Here is a 17,805-nt window from a genome sequence, read left to right as displayed (position 1 = left end):
GGAATTGCGGCAGTTGTCAGCCATGGGTGTTCCGTCGGCCCGCGCCGCCGGACGGAGGTCCGCGTGCCTCGTTCGAACGCGAAAGACTGACCGGTCGGCGGAGTGCGCCCCGGATATCGCCCGCCGGAGCCGCCTCAGCACCGTCCGGTCGTCACAGCGGCAACACCGCGGACCGCGCGGCCGCCACCGGAGAGGTGGATCTCAGCCCCGATCCCTCAAGTCGCCGTGCGCTAGTCGCCGAGCTGATGGCGCAGCCGGACGGTGTCCGCCACCGTCCAGCCGGCGGGCGGGGCGACAGTGGCCCACCCGTCCACCGTCGCCGACTTGTAGACGTGCCCGTGCCCGGTCGGCGCCTGGTTGGCGAAGACCAGGTCGCACGTGGTCTGCCAGAACGTGACCCAGGGAAACCAGTGCATGGCCGGGGTCACGTCCGGCCCGCGGGCGCCCTGCAGCCACGCCGGTTTGCGCCACATGATGTCCCAGTTCCACCAGACGATCGGATCGGACGAGTTCTGCAGGTAGACCACGGTGGGCCGGGCGCCCGGCCGGCCCCGCAGCTCGGTGGCGTCGTCGGCGAAGTCGACCGGCAGCCCGGTCTGGACCGGGTCCCAGACCGGGGACGGCGCGGCCCGGTCCCGGGTCAGTCGCTGGTGGATCGGGTTGGCGAAGGTCGGGCCCTCCATCAGCACCCCGTCCGCCGCGTCGACCAGGTCCTCGGCGGTACCGAAGGTGGCCTCGATCCCGTACGTCCCCAGGCTCTCGCCGAACAGCAGCAGCTTGGGCCGGTGCGCGGCGGGCAGCTCCGCCCAGCGCCCGCGCACCGCGGTGATCAGCGCCGACGCCGCGTCCACCACTTCGGACCGGTCGCCGAGGAAGGCGATCCAGCTGGGCAGGTAGGAGTACTGCATGGACACCAGGGCGGTGTCCCCGGCGTACATGTACTCCAGCGACTGGGTGACCTTGTTGTCCACCCAGCCGGTGCCGGTCGGGGTGAACAGCGCCACCACCTGCCGCCGGAACGCGCCGGTCCGGTCCATCTCGCGGACGATCAGGTCGGCCCGCTCGCGCATGGTGCCGGCCGAGGCCAGCCCGGCGTACAGGCGGATCGGCTCGGTGGCCGGGCGGCCGGCGAACCCGCTCAGCTGCTGCCGGCTGGGTGCGCCGGCCACGAAGGCGCGCCCCTGCCGGCCCAGGGTGTCCCAGGCCACCAGCGACTCCGGGCCGCCGGAGCGCAGTGCCGAGGAGGGCCGGTGCACGCCGTTGCCGGTGCCGTTGTTGATCACGGCGGCCGACCGGTCGGCGACCGCGAACAGGTGCGCGACCAGCAGGCCGTCGAAGGCGCTGTAGCTGAGCACGGCCACCACCACGGTGCCGGCACAGTACGCCGCCCGGTCCGGGACGACCAGCCGGAACACCTGCGCGCAGCCGTGCGTGGCGAGCCGCAGCAGCCGGGCGATCAGCAGGAGCAGCCCGAAGGTGAGCAGGCTGGCGCCGACGGTGCGGACGATGTCGTACTCCTGGGCCGGTGGCATCCCGAGCCGCAGCCGCAGCTCGCGCTGCCAGCGCACGCCGAGCACGAGACAGGTGGCGATCATCGGGAGGAGCAGCACGGCGAGCACCCGCCACCAGATCCGCACGGCCCGGCCGGAGAACCGGAACCGGAGCCGGATCAGCGCGCCGATCGCGGTGCCCAGCGCGTACCCCATGGCCGCCGTGATCCCGGCGACCACGCCCTGCAGGATCCCGGTGCGGGGCAGCAGCGAGGGGGTGAAGGCGAGGCAGAAGAAGAAGGCGGCCAGCCCGGCGCCGGTGAGGCTGAGCGGAGCCAGCACGATCCGCGGGCGGATCGGCGGCGGGGCATCCGCCACGGAGGCGGCGGCGCGTGGCCGCGGGATCCGGGCGCGCAGCGGCGCGAACCTGTCCGGCGGCGGTGCGACCAGCTCGTCACGCATGCGGTGCTCCGATCATCGACGGGGGACGTCAATTTCGGGTGCCTCCCCCATCATCGGGGGTCGATGGGCTCGCGCGCCGCCCCGTTTTCGGGCGGTTTTCCTGCCGCGGGTTCATTCAGCCCGGCTCCGCGCTGCCGATGACTGCGGTGAGGAGGAAAGCGATGCGGGTACGGAACTGGATCGCGGTGGTGGTCAGCGTGCTGCTGCTGGCGGCCGCCGGCGGGATCGCCATCGCCGTGAACCGGCGGGCGCTGAGCGCGGCCGACGCGGTGCACCGTGCCGACAGCACCGAACTCGCCACCAACAACGCCACCCTGACCGGGCAGCTGCAGCTGCTCTCGGCGCAGGAGCTGGCGCAGGTGCTGGCCGACCACTCGCTGAGCCTGGTCAAGGGCGACGCCACCGACCACTTGGTCCTGGTGAACGCGGCGGCCAAGAGCTCCACCTTCCAGTACGGCATGGTGCTCACCGCGCTCGACGGGTCGGTGCTGAACGCCAGCCGGGCCGCCGGCCTGCCCGACCCCGGCGACGCCGGCTGGGCCCCGATGCGCGAGCAGTTCACCGAGGGCGCCCGGGTCGGTTTCTCCGCGGTGATGACGGTGGACGACATCCCGCTGGCCGCGGTGGCCGTGCCGATCCTGCTCGGCGGCGCCCCGGCCGGGTTCCTGGTCGGCTTCAACCAGGTGGCCACCACCTCGCTGCAGAAGTACACCCAGCAGCTGCAGAGCGACACGCACCGCACCGACGTGGTGGACAGTACCGGCACGGTCGCCGCGAGCAGCGTGCCCGACCTGGTCGGCGGCCGGACCGACGCGTCGATCATCGCGAAGCTGGGGCGCGAGGGCACCTACTTCGTGGATTACCGGTCGGGCGGCACCGACATGATCGCGATCGTGGTCGGCGGCCTGCCCAGCGGCTACTCCTACGTGCGCACCCAGACCAAGTCGCAGTTCGACGGCGCGGTGCACCGTCGCAGCCAGACGGTGAACATCACGCTGCTGGCCATGCTGTTGATCGGCGTGGTCGGCATCTCGGTACTCGGCTACCGTGGCCAGATCCAGCGGCGGCGCGCCGACGAGCGGTTCCAGGCGCTGTTCCAGCACGCCCCGGACATCGTCACGGTGATCGACCGCGCCGGCACGATGATCTTCACGAGCCCCAGTTCGGCGGCGATCCTCGGGTTCGAGTCCGGCGCGCTGGCCGGGCACAGCGTCTTCGACATGGTGCATCCGGACGATCAGGGTGCGATGCGGGACCGGCTGGAGGCGCTGCTCGCCGACCCGGCCGCGGTGCTCCGCCTGCAGTGCCGGGTACGCGCGGCCAGCGGGCACTACCGCTGGTTCGACTTCACCGCGTCCAACCAGATGGCCAACCCGGCGCTGAACGGCGTGGTGATCAACGCCCGGGACATCTCGGAGAACCGGGCGTTCCAGGAACGGCTGGCCCACGAGGCCCAGCACGACCCGCTGACCGGCCTGCCGAACCGGCGCCGGATGCAGGACGCGCTGAGCAACTCGCTGCGCCGCGACCCGGTGGCCGTGCTCTTCGTCGACCTGGACGGGTTCAAGCCGGTCAACGACGTGCACGGGCACGAGGCCGGTGACGAGCTGCTGCGCCAGGTGGCCGAGCGGCTCAGCGGCTGCATCCGGGCCGGCGACGTGCTGGCCCGGGTCGGCGGCGACGAGTTCGTGGTGCTGATGCCCGGGGTGCTGAGCGCCGGCGACGTGGCGGCCACCGCGAACCGGGTGCGGACCATGGTGGAGATGCCGTTCCGGATCGCCGGGCAGCAGATCACCATCGGCGCCAGCGTCGGCGTGCACATGGCCGGTCCGGCCGAGGACCCGGACGCCGCGCTGCGCGCCGCCGACCACGCGATGTACGAGATCAAGCGCTCCGGCGGCAGTCGCGCCCCGCGCGGTGTGCTGGCGAGTATCGGGCGGCACCGCGCGGCGGAGTGAAGTTAGTGCACACTAGGTGCATGAACTCCAAGGTGCTGTCCCGCCGGGACCTCGACTTCCTGCTCTACGAATGGCTCGACGTGGAGTCGCTGACCGGGCGGGAGCGGTTCGCCGAGCACTCGCGGGAGACGTTCGACGCGTTCCTGGACGTCTCCCAGCAGATCGCCGAGCGCGACTTCGCGCCGCACAACCGCAAGAACGACCTGAACGAGCCGACCTTCGACGGCGAACGGGTGACGATCATCCCGGAGGTCGGCCACGCGCTGCGGGTGTTCGCCGAGTCCGGCCTGCTGGCCGCGACCATGGACGCCGAGTACGGCGGGTTGCAGCTGCCCCGGGTCGTGCAGCGGGCCTGCTTCCTCTGGTTCCAGGCGGCCAACACGAGCACCTCGGCCTACGCGATGCTGACCGGCGCGAACGCGCACCTGCTGCTCACCCACGGGACCGCGGAGCAGATCGAGAGGTTCGTCCGGCCGATGATCGAGGGCCGGTTCACCGGCACGATGTGCCTCTCCGAGCCGCAGGCGGGCTCCTCGCTCAGCGACGTCACGACGAAGGCCGTCCCCGACGGGCAGTCGGGTGACTACCGCATCACCGGCGGCAAGATGTGGATCTCGGGCGGTGACCACGAGCTCAGCGAGAACATCATCCACCTGGTCCTGGCCCGGGTCGCCGGGGCACCCGCCGGGGTGAAGGGCCTGTCGCTGTTCATCGTGCCCAAGCTCATCGACGGCAAGCGCAACGGCGTCACGCTGGCCGGCCTCAACCACAAGATGGGTTACCGCGGCACCACCAACACGGTGCTGGCGTTCGACGAGGCGACCGGCTATCTGGTGGGCGAGGAGGGCCGCGGCCTGCAGTACATGTTCCACATGATGAACGAGGCGCGCATCGGGGTCGGTGCCGGCGCTGTCGCGCTCGGGTACACCGGGTACCTGCATGCCCTCGCCTACGCGAGGGAGCGGCAGCAGGGGCGCCCGGTGACCGCGAAGGATCCGGCCGCGCCGCCGGTTCCGATCGTCGACCACCCCGACGTACGCCGGATGCTGCTCGCCAGCAAGACGTACGTCGAGGGCGGTCTCGCCCTGATGCTGTACTGCGCCAAGCTGCTCGACGAGCCGTCCCCGGAGAACGACCTGCTCCTGGACACGCTCACGCCGATCGTCAAGGCCTGGCCCTCGCAGTGGTGCCGGCTCGCCGACGACCACGCCATCCAGATCCACGGCGGCTACGGCTACACCCGGGAGTACCCGGTCGAGCAGTTCTACCGGGACAACCGGCTCAACTCGATCCACGAGGGCACCGACGGCATCCAGGCGCTCGACCTGCTCGGCCGCAAGGTCACCCAGCGGGGCGGCGCGGGCCTGGCCCTGCTCCTCGACCGGATCCGGGCGACGGCCCAGAAGTCGGATCTGGGCGCCCCGGTGCTCGCCGCCTGCGACCGGCTGGCCGCCACGACGGCGAAACTGTGGGCCGACCCGGCGACGGCGCTGGTCAACGCCACCGCCTACCTGGACGCCGCCGGTCACCTGGTGATCGCCTGGATGTGGCTGGAGCAGGCGCTCGCCGCGGGGGACAAGCCGGGACCGTTCTACGACGGCAAGCGGGTCGCCGCGAAGTACTTCGTCACCCACGAGCTGCCCCGGATCGGCCCGATGCTGGACCTGCTCGACTCGGGCGACACGCTGCTTCTCGACCTCGAGGACGCCTGGTTGGGTTAGTTTCGACGGATGGCCGGTAAAGCCACCGTCATCGAAGTCGGTGATCACGACGTCCGGGTCTCCAACCCGGACCGGATCTACTTCCCGGAGCTCGGCGCCACCAAGCTCGACCTGGTCGAGTACTACCTGGCGGTGAGCGACGGGATCGTCCGCGCGCTGCGCGAGCGCCCGTGCATGCTGCACCGCTTCCCGGACGGCCTGTCCGGGGAGAAGGTGCACCAGAAGCGGGTGCCGAACGGCGCACCACCCTGGCTGGAGACGGTCCGGGTGACGTTCCCGCGCTACCACCGGCACGCCGACGAGCTCTGCGTGACCAAACCGGCCGACGTGATCTGGGCGGTCCAGATGTCCACCGTGGAGTTCCACCCGTGGAACTCCCGGCGGGCGGACCCGGAGAGACCCGACGAGTGGCGGATCGACCTGGACCCGATGCCGGACTGCCCGTTCGGCACCGTGCGGAAGATCGCCCCGGTCGTCCGGGAGGTGCTCGACGAGCTGGGCATCGCCGGCTTCCCGAAGACGTCCGGCGGCCGGGGCCTGCACGTCTACGTGCGGATCGAGCCGCGCTGGGGCTTCGCGGACGTGCGCCGGGCCGCGCTCGCCTTCGCCCGCGAGGTCGAGCGCCGCGCCCCGCAGGACGTCACCACCACCTGGTGGCGCAAGGACCGCGACCCGAAAGCCCTGTTCATCGACTACAACCAGAACGCCCGCGATCACACCATCGCCAGCGCCTACTCGGTGCGCGGCGTTCCCGCGGCCACCGTCTCCACCCCGATCACCTGGGACGAGATCCCGGACGTCGACCCGCAGGCGTTCACCATCCGCACCGTCCCGGCCCGCTTCGCGCAGCTGGGCGACCTGCACGCCGGCATCGACGACGTGAGTCACGACATCGCCACGCTGCTGGAGTGGGCCGACCGCGACGAGCGGGCCGGCCTGGAGACACCGGAAGTGCCCAGGACCTAGGACCGCGGGCGGGCGCGGGGTCCGCCTCGGCCGGCGTCCGCCGATTTCCGGTACGGCCGGGGCGTACCGGAAATCGGTGTCACCGCTCAGCGGCCGGCGGTGCTCTGCCGGATGATCAGTCGGTGCGGGGCGCGCAGCTCGACGGCCGGTGGGGGAGTCGGGCTGGCGATCCGCAGGAGCAGCCGCTCGACCGCCGACGTCGCGATCATCTCCTTGTCCGGGGAGATCGTGGTGACCGACGGGTTCGCGTACGCGCCGTCCTCGATGTCGTCGTAACCGATCACGGCGACGTCCTCGGGGACTCGCAGGCCCCGGCTGATCAGGGTGTGGATGGCGCCGAGCGCGACCAGGTCGGAGTAGCAGAAGACGGCGTCCGGCGGCTCCGGGAGATCCAGCAGGCGGGCCATCGCCTGGGCGCCGTCCTTCCGGTTGAACCGGGGAGTGCTGATGATCAGGTCTTCCCGGGCGGTCAGGCCGTGCGCCGCGTGCGCCTCGCGGAAGCCGCGGGTGCGCAGCTGTGCCGCCTCGCCGGTGGCGTACGGCTGGTCGCCGATCGCCGCGAGCCGCCGCCGGCCCAGGTCGAGCAGGTGCTCGGTGGCCTGGCGGGAGGCGGCCACGTCGTCGATGCCGACGTGGTCGAAGGTGCCGTCGCTGGTGCGCTCACCGAGCACGACCAGCGGCAGGTTCGGGTCGTGGTCGGCGAGGGCGTGCTGGTCGAGCCCGAGCGGGCTGAAGATGACCCCGTCGAAGAGCAGCCGCCGGGAGCCGTGCGCGATGAACGCGCGCTCGTGCTCCGGGTCGCCGTCGGTCTGGTCGATCAGAACGTTGTAGCCGCGGGCCCGGGCCGTCCGGATCACGCTCTGCAGCAGTTCCGAGAAGTAGGGTGTGTCCAGATAGGGCACCACCAGCGCGATCTGCCCGGAGCGGCCCTGTGCCAGGTTGCGCGCCAGCACGTTCGGCCGGTAACCGAGCTCGTCGACGGCACGCTGCACCCGGGCCTTGGTCCGCTCGGTGACGTTCGCGTACCCGTTCACCACGTTGGAGACGGTTCGGCTGGAAACCCCGGCCAGCTCCGCCACGTCACGTAGCGTGACTTCTCGACGCAATGGTGCCCCCTCTGCCGCGCCAAGTTTCCGGCAGGTTACCCCTTGCCGTCGATTGGACGTCCGTGCATGCTGTTTTGCAGCGCTGCAAAAGCGTAGCAACAAGGTTTCGCGAAAAGTGAAGAGCTTGAGTTGCCGACCTCCGGTGTGCCAGCACCGGAGGCCGGCCCTTCTGATCCGATCAACTGGATACGAATCTGTGAGGACCCAGTGAACGTCAGAAAGTTTAGTCTACGGCGCTCGCTAACCGCGGCAGCCGCCGCTGTGACAGCACTGACTCTCGCCGCCTGTGGCAGCGGCTCGGACGCCTCCGGCGACGGCGGCAAGACCGGCGGCCCGGTCACGGTGAAGGTCTGGGCGTGGTACCCGTCCTTCCAGAAGGTCGTCGACCTCTACAACTCCACGCACACCGACATCAAGATCGAGTGGACCAACGCCGGCGCGGGCCAGGACGAGTACACCAAGCTGCAGACCGCGCTCAAGGCCGGCAAGGGCGCGCCCGACGTGGTCATGCTGGAGTTCCAGGAACTGCCCACGTACCAGCTCACCAAGCACCTGGTCGACATGGGCAAGTACGGCGCCAACGACCTCAAGTCGAGTTACGTCGACTGGGCCTGGAAGCAGGTCAGCCAGGGCGACAAGGTCTACGCCATCCCGGTCGACGCCGGCCCGATGGCGATGCTCTACCGCGAGGATCTGTTCGCCAAGTACGGTCTGACCATCCCGAAGACCTGGGACGAGTACAAGGCGCAGGCCGAGAAGCTGAAGACCGCCTCGGCCGGCAAGGCGTTCATCACCGACTTCGGTGGCAACGACGGCGGCTTCATGACCGGCCTCACCTGGCAGGCGGGGAGCAAGCCGTACGCGTATGACACGGCGAACCCGTCGAACATCGGCATCGCGGTGAACGACGCGCCGGCCAAGCAGGTCATGTCGTACTGGGAGGGCATGGTCACCGGCGGCCTCGCCGACACCAAGGCGTACGGCACCACCGACTTCTACAACGGGCTCGGCTCCGGCAAGTACGTCACCTACCTGGCCGCCGGCTGGGGCCCGGGCTACCTGGCCAGCGTGGCCAAGACGACCGCCGGCAAGTGGCGCGCGGCCCCGCTGCCGCAGTGGACCGCCGGCGCCGACGCGCAGGGTGACTGGGGCGGCTCGTCGTTCGCGGTAACCGACCAGGCGAAGAACCCGCAGGCCGCCACCAAGGTCGCCATGGAGATCTACGGCGCGAAGAACACCGGCGCCTGGAAGATCGGCATCGACGAGGCGTACCTGTTCCCGACCGCCACCCCGGTGCTCGAGTCGGACGCGTTCCTGAAGAAGAAGTACGACTTCTTCGGCGGCCAGACCGTCAACGACGTCTTCGTCCCGGCCTACAAGGCGATCGCCCCGTTCAGCTGGAGCCCGTTCAACAGCTACAACTTCAACCAGCTGACCACCGGGATCAACGGCGCCATCGAGAAGAAGACCTCGTGGACCGCGGCGCTGGACACCGCGCAGGCCAACGTCACCCAGTACGCCACCCAGCAGGGCTTCAAGGTTCAGTAATGACCGAGGTGCAGACCAAACCCGCGGCCGCTCCGGCGGCCGCGGGCCCCCCGGCCCGCCGGTCGCCGGTCAAGAACGCCAGGGAGGCCGCGACCGGCTGGCTCTTCGTCCTCCCGTTCGTGGTGCTGCTGGTGGCGTTCCTGCTGCTGCCGATGGCGTACGCGTTCAAGCTCAGCCTCTACCGCTCCACCCTGATCGAGGGGGAGCACTTCGCCCTCTTCGAGAACTACACCCAGGCGTTCAAGGACCCGCTGGTCCGCGAGGGCGTGCTCCGGGTGATCGTGTTCGGGCTGATCCAGACGCCGGTGATGATCGGCCTCGCGCTGCTCGCGGCGCTGCTGATCGACCATGCCACCTCCCGGTTCGCCCGGGTCTTCCGGCTCGCCGCGTTCGTCCCGTACGCCGTCCCGGTGGTGATCGGCACCCTGATGTGGGGCTTCCTCTACAGCAAGGACACCGGCCCGCTCGGCTCCGTGCTGCACATCGACTTCCTGTCCAGCTCCTGGGTGCTCGCCTCGCTCGGCAACGTGGTGACCTGGCAGTGGGCCGGCTACAACATGATCGTGCTGTACGCGGCGCTGCAGGGACTGCCGCGGGAGGTCTACGAGTCGGCGCGCATCGACGGCGCCGGCCCGGCCCAGATCGCCTGGCGGATCAAGACGCCGATGATCTCCTCGGCGATCGTCCTGGCCACCCTCTTCACCATCCTGGGCACCCTGCAGTTCTTCACCGAGCCGCTGATCCTGCAGCCGCTCAACCCGGGCTCGATCACCCAGCACTACACGCCCAACGTGTACGCCTTCAACCAGGCGTTCTCGTTCCAGCAGTACAACTACTCGGCCGCGATCTCGTTCCTGCTCGGCGCGGTGGTCTTCGTCGGGTCGTACCTCTTCCTCTTCGCGACCAGGAAACGGAGCGCGCTGTGAACCCGACGAAAGAGCGCGCCGGCATCGTCCCGCACCTGGTGATGGGCGTGATGGCGATCTACTTCCTGCTGCCGTTCTGGTGGCTGCTGGTCGCCGCGACCAAGGACAACGACGGGCTGTTCCTCTCCGCCCCGCTGTGGTTCTCCGACTTCCACCTGGTCGACAACCTGCGGACGGTGTTCTCCCAGGAGAACGGGATCTACCTGGTCTGGCTGCGCAACTCCGCCCTGTACGCGGTGGTCAGCGGGGTCGGCGCGACGGCCGTCTCGGCGCTCGCCGGGTACGCCTTCGCGAAACTGCGCTTCCCCGGGCGTACGAAACTGTTCGCCCTCCTGCTGGGTCTGATCATGGTCCCGGCCACCGCGCTGGTGCTGCCCACCTACCTGCTCATGTCGAAGGCCGGTCTGGTCGACTCGATCTGGGCGGTGATCCTGCCGTCGCTGCTCAACCCGTTCGGGGTCTACCTGCTGCGCGTCTACACGCACGAGTCGGTGCCGGACGAGATGCTCGAGGCGGCCCGCATCGACGGCGCCGGCGAGCTGCGGGTGTTCACCAGCGTGGCGCTGCCGGCGATGCGGCCGGCCCTGGTCACCGTGCTGCTGTTCTCGATGGTCGCGTCGTGGAACAACTTCTTCCTGCCGCTGGTGATGCTCAGCGACGACCATCTCTTCCCGCTGACGGTCGGGCTGCGTACCTGGTACATGTCGGCCACCCTCGGCAACGGCGGCGAGGCGCTGTTCAACGTGATCGTGACGGGCGCCCTGGTGGCCATCGTGCCGCTGATCGCCGCCTTCCTGCTCCTGCAGCGGTACTGGCGCGGTGGCCTGACCATCGGCGCCGTCAAATAAGCTTCCTATCTCCATCAAAGGGAACAAAATGCTTCGTGCGCGAGTCGCATTGCATCCGGCTGCCGTCGTGGCCCCCGTCAACCGCCGCACCTTCGGGTCGTTCGTCGAGCACATGGGCCGCTGCGTCTACACCGGCATCTACGAGCCGGGCCACCCGAGCGCCGACGAGGACGGCTTCCGTACCGACGTGCTGGCGCTGGCCCGCGAGCTGGGCGTGAGCATGGTGCGCTATCCGGGCGGCAACTTCGTCTCCGGATACCGCTGGGAGGACGGGATCGGGCCGCGTGAGCAGCGCCCCCGCCGCCGCGACCTGGCCTGGCGCAGCATCGAGACGAACGAGGTGGGCATCGACGAGTTCGCCAAGTGGGCCGAGAAGGCCGACGTGGAGATCATGTACGCGGTCAACCTCGGCACCCGCGGCGTCCAGGAGGCGCTCGACGTGCACGAGTACGTCAACCACCCGGAGGGCACCGCGCTCTCCGAGCGGCGCCGGGCGAACGGGGCGGAGAAGCCGTACGGCGTCAAGATCTGGTGCCTCGGCAACGAGCTGGACGGCCCCTGGCAGACCGGGCACAAGACCGCCGAGGAGTACGGCCTGCTCGCCGCGTCGACGGCCCGCGCGCTCAAGTCCGCCGAGCCGGATCTGGAGCTGGTCGCCTGCGGCAGCTCCAGCTCGTCGATGCCGACCTTCGGCGCCTGGGAGTCGACGGTGCTGGAGCACGCGTACGACGTGGTCGAGTACGTCTCCTGCCACGCGTACTACGAGGAGCAGGACGGCGACCTGGGTTCGTTCCTGGCCAGCGCTGTCGACATGGACCACTTCGTGAACAGCATCGTCGCCACCGCCGACGCCGTCGGGGCGCGGCTGAAGAGCACCAAGAAGATCAACCTCTCGTTCGACGAGTGGAACGTCTGGTACCTCTCCCGGTTCCAGAACGCCCCGCTGCCCCAGGAATGGGAGGTCGCCCCGCGGGTCATCGAGGACCAGTACAACGTGGCCGACGCGGTGGTGGTCGGCAACCTGCTGATCTCGCTGCTCCGGCACAGCGACCGGGTCACCGCCGCCTGCCAGGCCCAACTGGTCAACGTGATCGCCCCGATCATGACCGAGCCCGGCGGCCCGGCCTGGCGGCAGACCATCTTCCACCCGTTCGCGCGGACCGCGGCGCTCGCCAAGGGCGACGTGCTGGAGACCCGGATCGACGGCCCGACCTACCAGACCGCCAAGTACGGCGAGGCCGCCCTGGTGGACGCGGTCGCCACCCACGACGCCGCGACCGGTGACGTCACCGTCTTCGTGGTCAACCGGGACGTCGCCGATCCGGTCGAGTTCACTGTGGACCTGTCCGCCTTCGGCGAGCCGCTGGTCGTCGCCGACTCCTGGACCCTCACCGACGACGACGTCCGGGCCGCCAACACCAAGGACGCCCCGGACCGCGTCACCCTCCGCCCCACCGCCGACATCCCGACCGGCGCCGTCACGACCGGCGGAGCCACCGTCACCCTGGTCCTGCCCCGGGTCTCCTGGACCGCCCTGCGCCTGACCTGCCCCTGACTCACCGACCGCGCGCCCTGGCTGGTCCGCACGGTGGTGTCCCGGGCCTGGACACCACCGTGACGACCAGCCAGGGCCGGGGCGCGTCGCGGTCGTGCGGGGGCCGGAGCGTCGCGTGCGCCGAGCGAACCCGCACGACACGCGCCGCGGTCCGGAGTGGGCCGCTACATCGCGAGCCGATGAGCACGGGACTCCGAGTCGTACCGGAGAAGGATCCGCGGACAATCGGGCGGCATCGCGGCAGCGAGGATGGTGTTCCGGGTGGGTCAGGGTGCGCCCAGGCGCCACAGGGACGGTTCCGCCCAGGGGCCGGTGATCGCCAGGTCGGCGTTCTGACCGCGCATCCGGGCGAAGCGCAGGGCGAGGAGCTGGAGCCGCACCGTCATCGGGATCTGCGCCAGCAGGCCGGGCAGTGCGGACGGTGGCTCGGCGAGCGTCGAGACATGCAGGCCCGCCTGCCGGGCGGCGTCGGCCACCGCGGCGGTCAGCCCGTCCGGATCCGCCGCCGGTTGCAGCACCAGCAGTGCGTCGGCGGAGGTGTAGGGCACCGCGGCGCCGTGCAGCAGCCGCTCCGGGTCGAAGCCCTCGCACAGGATCCGGGCGCCCTCCCGGATCTTCAGCGCGCCCTCCCGGGCGGTCACCGACCAGGCGCCCGGGCCGGTGATCGCCATCGCCCGCCCGGGAATCGGGACCTCGGCCGGCTCGGGGGAGTCCAGCACCGCCCGCACCCGCCCGGCGGCCGCCCGGATCGCCTCCGGCCCGCACCCGGGCGCGCCGAGGTGGTGCGCGAGCTGCGCGAGGACCGCCAGCGCCGCGGTGTAACTCACCGTGTAGGTCTCCGAGGTCTCGGCCACCGGGGTGCGAACCGTCTCGGCCCGCTGCCCGCTCATCGGGGCCGGCTCGGACTTCTCGCCCGCTCCGGCGTCCGGCCCGGCGATGGTGAGCAGCGGCGCGCCGGCGCCGAGGGCGATCCGGCGGGCCCGCAGCGCGTAGGCGGTCTGTCCGGTGTGGCTGATCACCACTACCGCGTCGCCCGGGCGCAGCAGCCGGTCGGTGAAGCCGGCCGCCGGAACCCAGCGGGCATCCCGCCCGGCGTCGAGCAGCGCGTCCGCGCCGAGCTCGGCGGCGTGCTGGCTGGTGCCGGTGCCGACCAGCCAGATCCGGGTGGCCGCGTCGAGGAGCGCCGCCGGTCTCGCCGTCGGCTCCGGATCGGCGAGCGCCTCCAGGGCGGCGGGCTGTGCGGCGATCATCGTGTCGAGTGCGTTGGTCATCCGACCTCCCGGTGCGGTGGATTGGCGATCCGACTGACGACGGATTCGGTGGTTTGACTGGTCAGTTACGCGCCAAAGACTTGCTGAAGCTGCCTGTGGACACTGAATCCGTACGATAGCCCGCCCGTCATGGCTCGCGCAGTCCCCCCTCCGGAAAAATCTCGCGGAAACTGTTATCCCGGTCCGGAAAAGACGTCACGTTAACGGAACCTTAAACAACCCGTCGATTTCCGCGGACTGTTTCCATACTGGGAATCCCCCGATCCCATCTTCCCCGGAGGCGATTTCTGATGCGCCGGAAAAGAACGTTGTTGCTCACCTCGCTGGCGACCGTTGCGGCACTCGGCACCGCCTGGTTCGCGCTGCCCGCTTCGGCCTCCGCGGCCACGGCATCCCTGCGTACGGTCTCCGACTGGGGCACCGGCTGGCAGGACGAGGTGGTCGTGAGCAACGCCGGAACGTCCGCCATGACGTCATGGAAAGTCGAATTCGACCTCCCCGCCGGAGCCACCGTCGGCAGTTTCTGGGATGCCCGGATGGCCGCCGACGGCAGTCACCGCACATTCACGAACAGTAGCTGGAACGGCGCCGTTCCGGTCGGCGGAAAGGTGACGTTCGGCTTTGTCGGCGCCGGTGGGCAGCCGGTCAACTGCACCCTCAACGGCCGGCCCTGCGGCGGTGGCGAGACGACCGTCCCGGCGCCGACCGTCACCAGCCTCGCCCCGGCGGTGACCGCGACGCCCACCAGGACCGCCGCGCCGGCCCCGACCGCGGCACCGACCACGACCGCGGAGCCGGCGAAGCCGGCCGCCACGACGGTTGCGCCCAAGGAGAAGCTGCTCCCGGTCACCGTCACCAACAAGACCGGCCGCGGTGACGCCGTGCACCTCTACGTCCTCGGCGTCAACCTGGACACCGGCAAGCTGGGCTACGTCGACAAGGCGGGCACGTTCACCGCCTGGACCGGTGGCGCCGCGGTGCCGGTGAGCGCGCCGGACGTCTCGATCCCCGGCCCGGCCACCGGTGCCAGCACCACGATCCGGGTCCCCCGGAACATCTCCGGCCGGCTCTACTTCTCCTTCGGCCGGAAGCTCGACTTCCGGCTCACCACGAACGGCGTGGTGCAGCCCGCGCCGTGGGCCGGCGGCGACCCGAACCACGACATCCTCTTCGACTGGAGCGAGTTCACCGTCAACGCGTCAGGGCTGTGGCTGAACAGCTCGCAGGTCGACATGTTCGCGGTGCCGCACATCGTCAGCGTCACCGGCGGCAGCGGCGTGACCAGCGCGACCGGCGAGGTGCGCGCCAACGGCCGGCAGCGGGTGATCGACGCGGTCAAGGCGAGCCCGGCGTTCGCCAAGAGCGTGGTCACCCGGGCCGACGGGACGGTGCTGCGGGTGCTGGCCCCCGGCAAGGCGGCCGACGCCGGGCTGATGAGCGCCACCTACCTCGACTCCTACATCGCGAGCGCCTGGGCGGCGTACGCGAGGAAGGACCTGATCGTCACGCCGTTCACCGACCGCCCGGACGTGCGGTACGTGGGCCGCACGAACGGTGACGTGATGAGCTTCACCGATGGCGGTGGCCGGACGGTCGCCTCGTTCACCAAGCCGTCGACCGCCAACGTGTGGGGCTGCGACGGTGCCCTCGGCGCGCCCAACGACCAGGTGGTCGGGCCGATCGCGCGGACCCTCTGCGCCGCCCTGCAGCGCACCACGCTGGGCCGGCTCGACGTCCAGCCGAGCGGCACGGCGGCCGACTTCTACCAGGGTGACCCGGCCAACCTGTACGCCAAGGTGATCCACCGGAACATGGTCGACGGCAAGGCGTACGCGTTCGCCTTCGACGACGTGCTGAACCAGGAGTCGCTGGTGCACGACGGCGACCCGCGCACCGCCGCGATCACCTTCACCCCGTTCTGATCGAGGGTCAGGACGTGGGGCGGTAGGCGACCTCGGGGTCCAGCAGTGGCGTCCAGGACGGGCGCCACTGCGGGCCCCGCGCCTCCATCTCCTCCTGCAGGTTGGTGCGCCACGGGCCGGACACCCCGTCGTCGTGCCACCAGGCCGGCCACGAGTCGTAGCAGCGCTGGACCCGGAACTTGGTGGCGCTGGTCTCCACCCGCAGGAACAGCCACCGGCCGTAGCGCGGGTCGGACTCGGCCCGGCGCAGCGCCCGGACCAGCTCGGTGAGGCGGCGGAACCCGGCGTACCGCTCCTCGCCCGGCCGATCGGCGGGCGGGTGCTCACCGGGTTGCGCGCTGAAGCTGGTGGCGTCCGCGTACGCCAGCAGCGAGCACCGCCCGTCCCCGCCCGGCGCGCGTTCCTGCAGCCAGTGCACCAGCGCGCCGAGCTCGTCGGTGTCCGGCGGGGCGGGCCGGCGCAACTCGGTCGCCTCGTGCATGGCGGCCCACACCAGCCGGTCGTGCTCGCCCTGGCTGAGCAGGCGGACCCGGCGCATCGGCGGGCGCCGGCCGGGCTCGATCCGCGGCGGCCGGGTGCCCGGCACGATCCCGCCCCGCGCCGCGGCGCTCAGCGCGGCCTGGAGATCAGCGGACTCGCCGAGCAACTCGTCGAAGTGCCCGGCGCCCACCTCACCGCGGATCGCGGCGTGCAGCAGCTCGGCGGCGACCTCACGCAGGCCGCGCAGCTCGGCCGGTGGCGCGGCGGCGCGCAGCGCGGTCACCGTCTGCTGCTCGCTCAGCAGCGGCGCCAGCAGCTCGGCCGTCCCGTCGTCGTGGTGATGCGGGTAACGCACCCGGGACCAGCGGCCGCTCTCGTGCCAGATCACGAAGCCCAGCCGGCCGCTCTCGGCCAGCGGGGTCAGCTCCGCCCAGGGCAGCCAGTCCGGCGCGCCGGTGAGCGGGTCGGCGGCGGGATCGGTGCCGGCGTGCTGGTCGTGACGGGCGCCGTACAGCACCGCGCGCCGGCCGTCGAGCAGGGCGAACCGGGCCCAGCCGAGGTCCGGGTCGTCGCGCCGGGCGCCGCGCTCGTCGATGGACCACAGCTCACCTCGGTCGATGCCGGTCATCGCGGCACTCAGCGCCGCCCAGCGGGTCCAGAGCAGTCCGGGCGCGGGCAGATCCACGTCGGTCAGCATCAGTCCACTGTGCCAAACGCGGTCGCCTCCGCGTCAACCGCCGGGTGCCGCCGCGGTGCGGGCGGTTGCGATCCGGGTGCCGGTGATCAGCGATGTCCGGTGCCTGCCGAACCGGTCGGTGTTCCTCCCACCGACTCGGAAACGGATCATGTCTGCGCACGCCTTCGGCCTCCTCGGTGCCGCCCTGTCCATGTCCATCGCCTGGCCCCAGGTCTTCCTCTCCTGCGTACGGCGCCGCACCGGGGGACTGTCCCCGGCCGCGTGCCTGCTCGGCGTGGTGATGCCGGCCGGCTGGCTGACGTACGGGCTGCTGATCGAGGACCGGATCCAGGTGGTCACCAACGCGCTGAACCTGGTCGCCGGGGTGGCCGTGCTGATCGCGCTGCTCGCCACCCAGCCCCGGCTGCGCTCGGCTCGGGCACTGCGCGGCGCCGGCGGGCTGGCCGGCGCGGTGCTGGCCGCCGTCGGTACGGCCGCCGCGTCGGCGGCGCTGCCGCAGGTCACCGCGGCGCGGGCGGCAGGTCTGCTGGGTGCGGTGCTGGCCATCGGGGCGTTGCTGTCCGCGCTGCCGCAGCCGCTGGCCCTGCTGCGGAACCGGGCGCAGGACGTCTCCGGCCTGTCGCCGGCCCGCTTCCGGCTGGGCGCCGCGGCCAGCGGCTCGTGGCTGATCTACGGGCTCGGCACCGGCCAGCCCGCCGTCTGGGCGGCTGCCCTGGTCGGGCTCAGCAGCGCGCTGACCGTCTGCGCGGTGCTCACCGCCCGCCGGGCGCCGGCCGAGGTCGCCGCGATCGGGACGCCGCAGTGGCGCGGATCGGTGGTCACCCGCAGTCTCGCGGTCGCCGGGGTCTGATCCTC

General features: G+C 71.1%; 13 protein-coding genes. 9 read left to right on the top strand and 4 right to left on the bottom strand.

Translation table 11 applies throughout. The annotated features are described in order from the left end of the window. Nucleotides 1-230: 230 nt before the first annotated feature. A complete protein-coding gene (locus tag Actob_RS36525; RefSeq protein WP_284916515.1) occupies nt 231-1,952 on the bottom strand; it encodes an alpha/beta hydrolase in 1,722 nt (573 codons plus the stop codon). A 161-nt stretch (nt 1,953-2,113) separates the two neighbouring features. Between Actob_RS36525 and Actob_RS36520 the strand changes: the two genes are divergently transcribed. From Actob_RS36520 to ligD, 3 genes are read left to right on the top strand one after another with little or no spacing between them, the layout of a single operon-like run. Next, the gene (locus tag Actob_RS36520; RefSeq protein ID WP_284916514.1) at nt 2,114-3,910 is read left to right on the top strand and encodes a diguanylate cyclase domain-containing protein; all 1,797 of its coding nucleotides are present in this window, start codon (nt 2,114-2,116) and stop codon (nt 3,908-3,910) included. 20 nt (nt 3,911-3,930) lie between these two features. Beyond that, a complete protein-coding gene (locus Actob_RS36515; RefSeq protein ID WP_284916513.1) occupies nt 3,931-5,631 on the top strand; it encodes an acyl-CoA dehydrogenase in 1,701 nt (566 codons plus the stop codon). Between the two features lie 9 nt (nt 5,632-5,640). Next, a complete protein-coding gene (gene ligD / locus Actob_RS36510; RefSeq protein ID WP_284916512.1) occupies nt 5,641-6,597 on the top strand; it encodes a non-homologous end-joining DNA ligase in 957 nt (318 codons plus the stop codon). An 86-nt stretch (nt 6,598-6,683) separates the two neighbouring features. Here the strand turns inward: ligD and Actob_RS36505 are convergent, their stop codons facing one another. Further along, nucleotides 6,684-7,703, bottom strand: coding sequence for a LacI family DNA-binding transcriptional regulator (locus Actob_RS36505; protein ID WP_284916511.1), 1,020 nt, complete (start codon nt 7,701-7,703; stop codon nt 6,684-6,686). A 261-nt stretch (nt 7,704-7,964) separates the two neighbouring features. Here Actob_RS36505 and Actob_RS36500 point away from each other — a divergent pair, with 261 nt between their 5' ends. From Actob_RS36500 to arfA, 4 genes are read left to right on the top strand one after another with little or no spacing between them, the layout of a single operon-like run. Continuing rightward, a complete protein-coding gene (locus Actob_RS36500; RefSeq protein ID WP_284916510.1) occupies nt 7,965-9,251 on the top strand; it encodes an ABC transporter substrate-binding protein in 1,287 nt (428 codons plus the stop codon). Continuing rightward, complete coding sequence (locus tag Actob_RS36495; RefSeq protein ID WP_284916509.1) at nt 9,251-10,177, top strand: carbohydrate ABC transporter permease; 927 nt, start codon at nt 9,251-9,253, stop codon at nt 10,175-10,177. Before Actob_RS36500 ends, Actob_RS36495 begins: the two co-directional genes overlap by 1 nt. Further along, nucleotides 10,174-11,025: a carbohydrate ABC transporter permease gene (locus tag Actob_RS36490; protein ID WP_284916508.1), complete on the top strand. Its 852-nt coding sequence runs from the start codon at nt 10,174-10,176 to the stop codon at nt 11,023-11,025. Before Actob_RS36495 ends, Actob_RS36490 begins: the two co-directional genes overlap by 4 nt. A 28-nt stretch (nt 11,026-11,053) precedes the next feature. Further along, nucleotides 11,054-12,580, top strand: coding sequence for an arabinosylfuranosidase ArfA (gene arfA / locus Actob_RS36485; RefSeq protein ID WP_284916507.1), 1,527 nt, complete (start codon nt 11,054-11,056; stop codon nt 12,578-12,580). Nucleotides 12,581-12,846: 266 nt separating this feature from the next. Here the strand turns inward: arfA and Actob_RS36480 are convergent, their stop codons facing one another. After that, on the bottom strand, nt 12,847-13,851 hold the full coding sequence (locus Actob_RS36480) for an SIS domain-containing protein (protein ID WP_284916506.1): 1,005 nt from the start codon (nt 13,849-13,851) through the stop codon (nt 12,847-12,849). A 290-nt stretch (nt 13,852-14,141) separates the two neighbouring features. Between Actob_RS36480 and Actob_RS36475 the strand changes: the two genes are divergently transcribed. Next, the gene (locus Actob_RS36475; protein ID WP_284916505.1) at nt 14,142-15,773 is read left to right on the top strand and encodes a beta-1,3-glucanase family protein; all 1,632 of its coding nucleotides are present in this window, start codon (nt 14,142-14,144) and stop codon (nt 15,771-15,773) included. Between the two features lie 7 nt (nt 15,774-15,780). Here Actob_RS36475 and Actob_RS36470 read toward each other — a convergent pair whose 3' ends face one another. Next, nucleotides 15,781-16,950: a hypothetical protein gene (locus Actob_RS36470; RefSeq protein ID WP_284916504.1), complete on the bottom strand. Its 1,170-nt coding sequence runs from the start codon at nt 16,948-16,950 to the stop codon at nt 15,781-15,783. A gap of 148 nt (nt 16,951-17,098) precedes the next feature. Here Actob_RS36470 and Actob_RS36465 point away from each other — a divergent pair, with 148 nt between their 5' ends. Then, entirely contained in the window at nt 17,099-17,800 is a 702-nt protein-coding gene (locus Actob_RS36465; protein ID WP_284916503.1) for a SemiSWEET transporter, read from the top strand. The last annotated feature ends 5 nt before the right edge of the window (nt 17,801-17,805 follow it).

The organism is Actinoplanes oblitus, assembly GCF_030252345.1.
Taxonomy (GTDB): Bacteria; Actinomycetota; Actinomycetes; order Mycobacteriales; family Micromonosporaceae; genus Actinoplanes; species Actinoplanes oblitus.
Note: the sequence above shows the minus strand (reverse complement) of the source record. Positions and strands in the feature narration are given on the sequence as shown.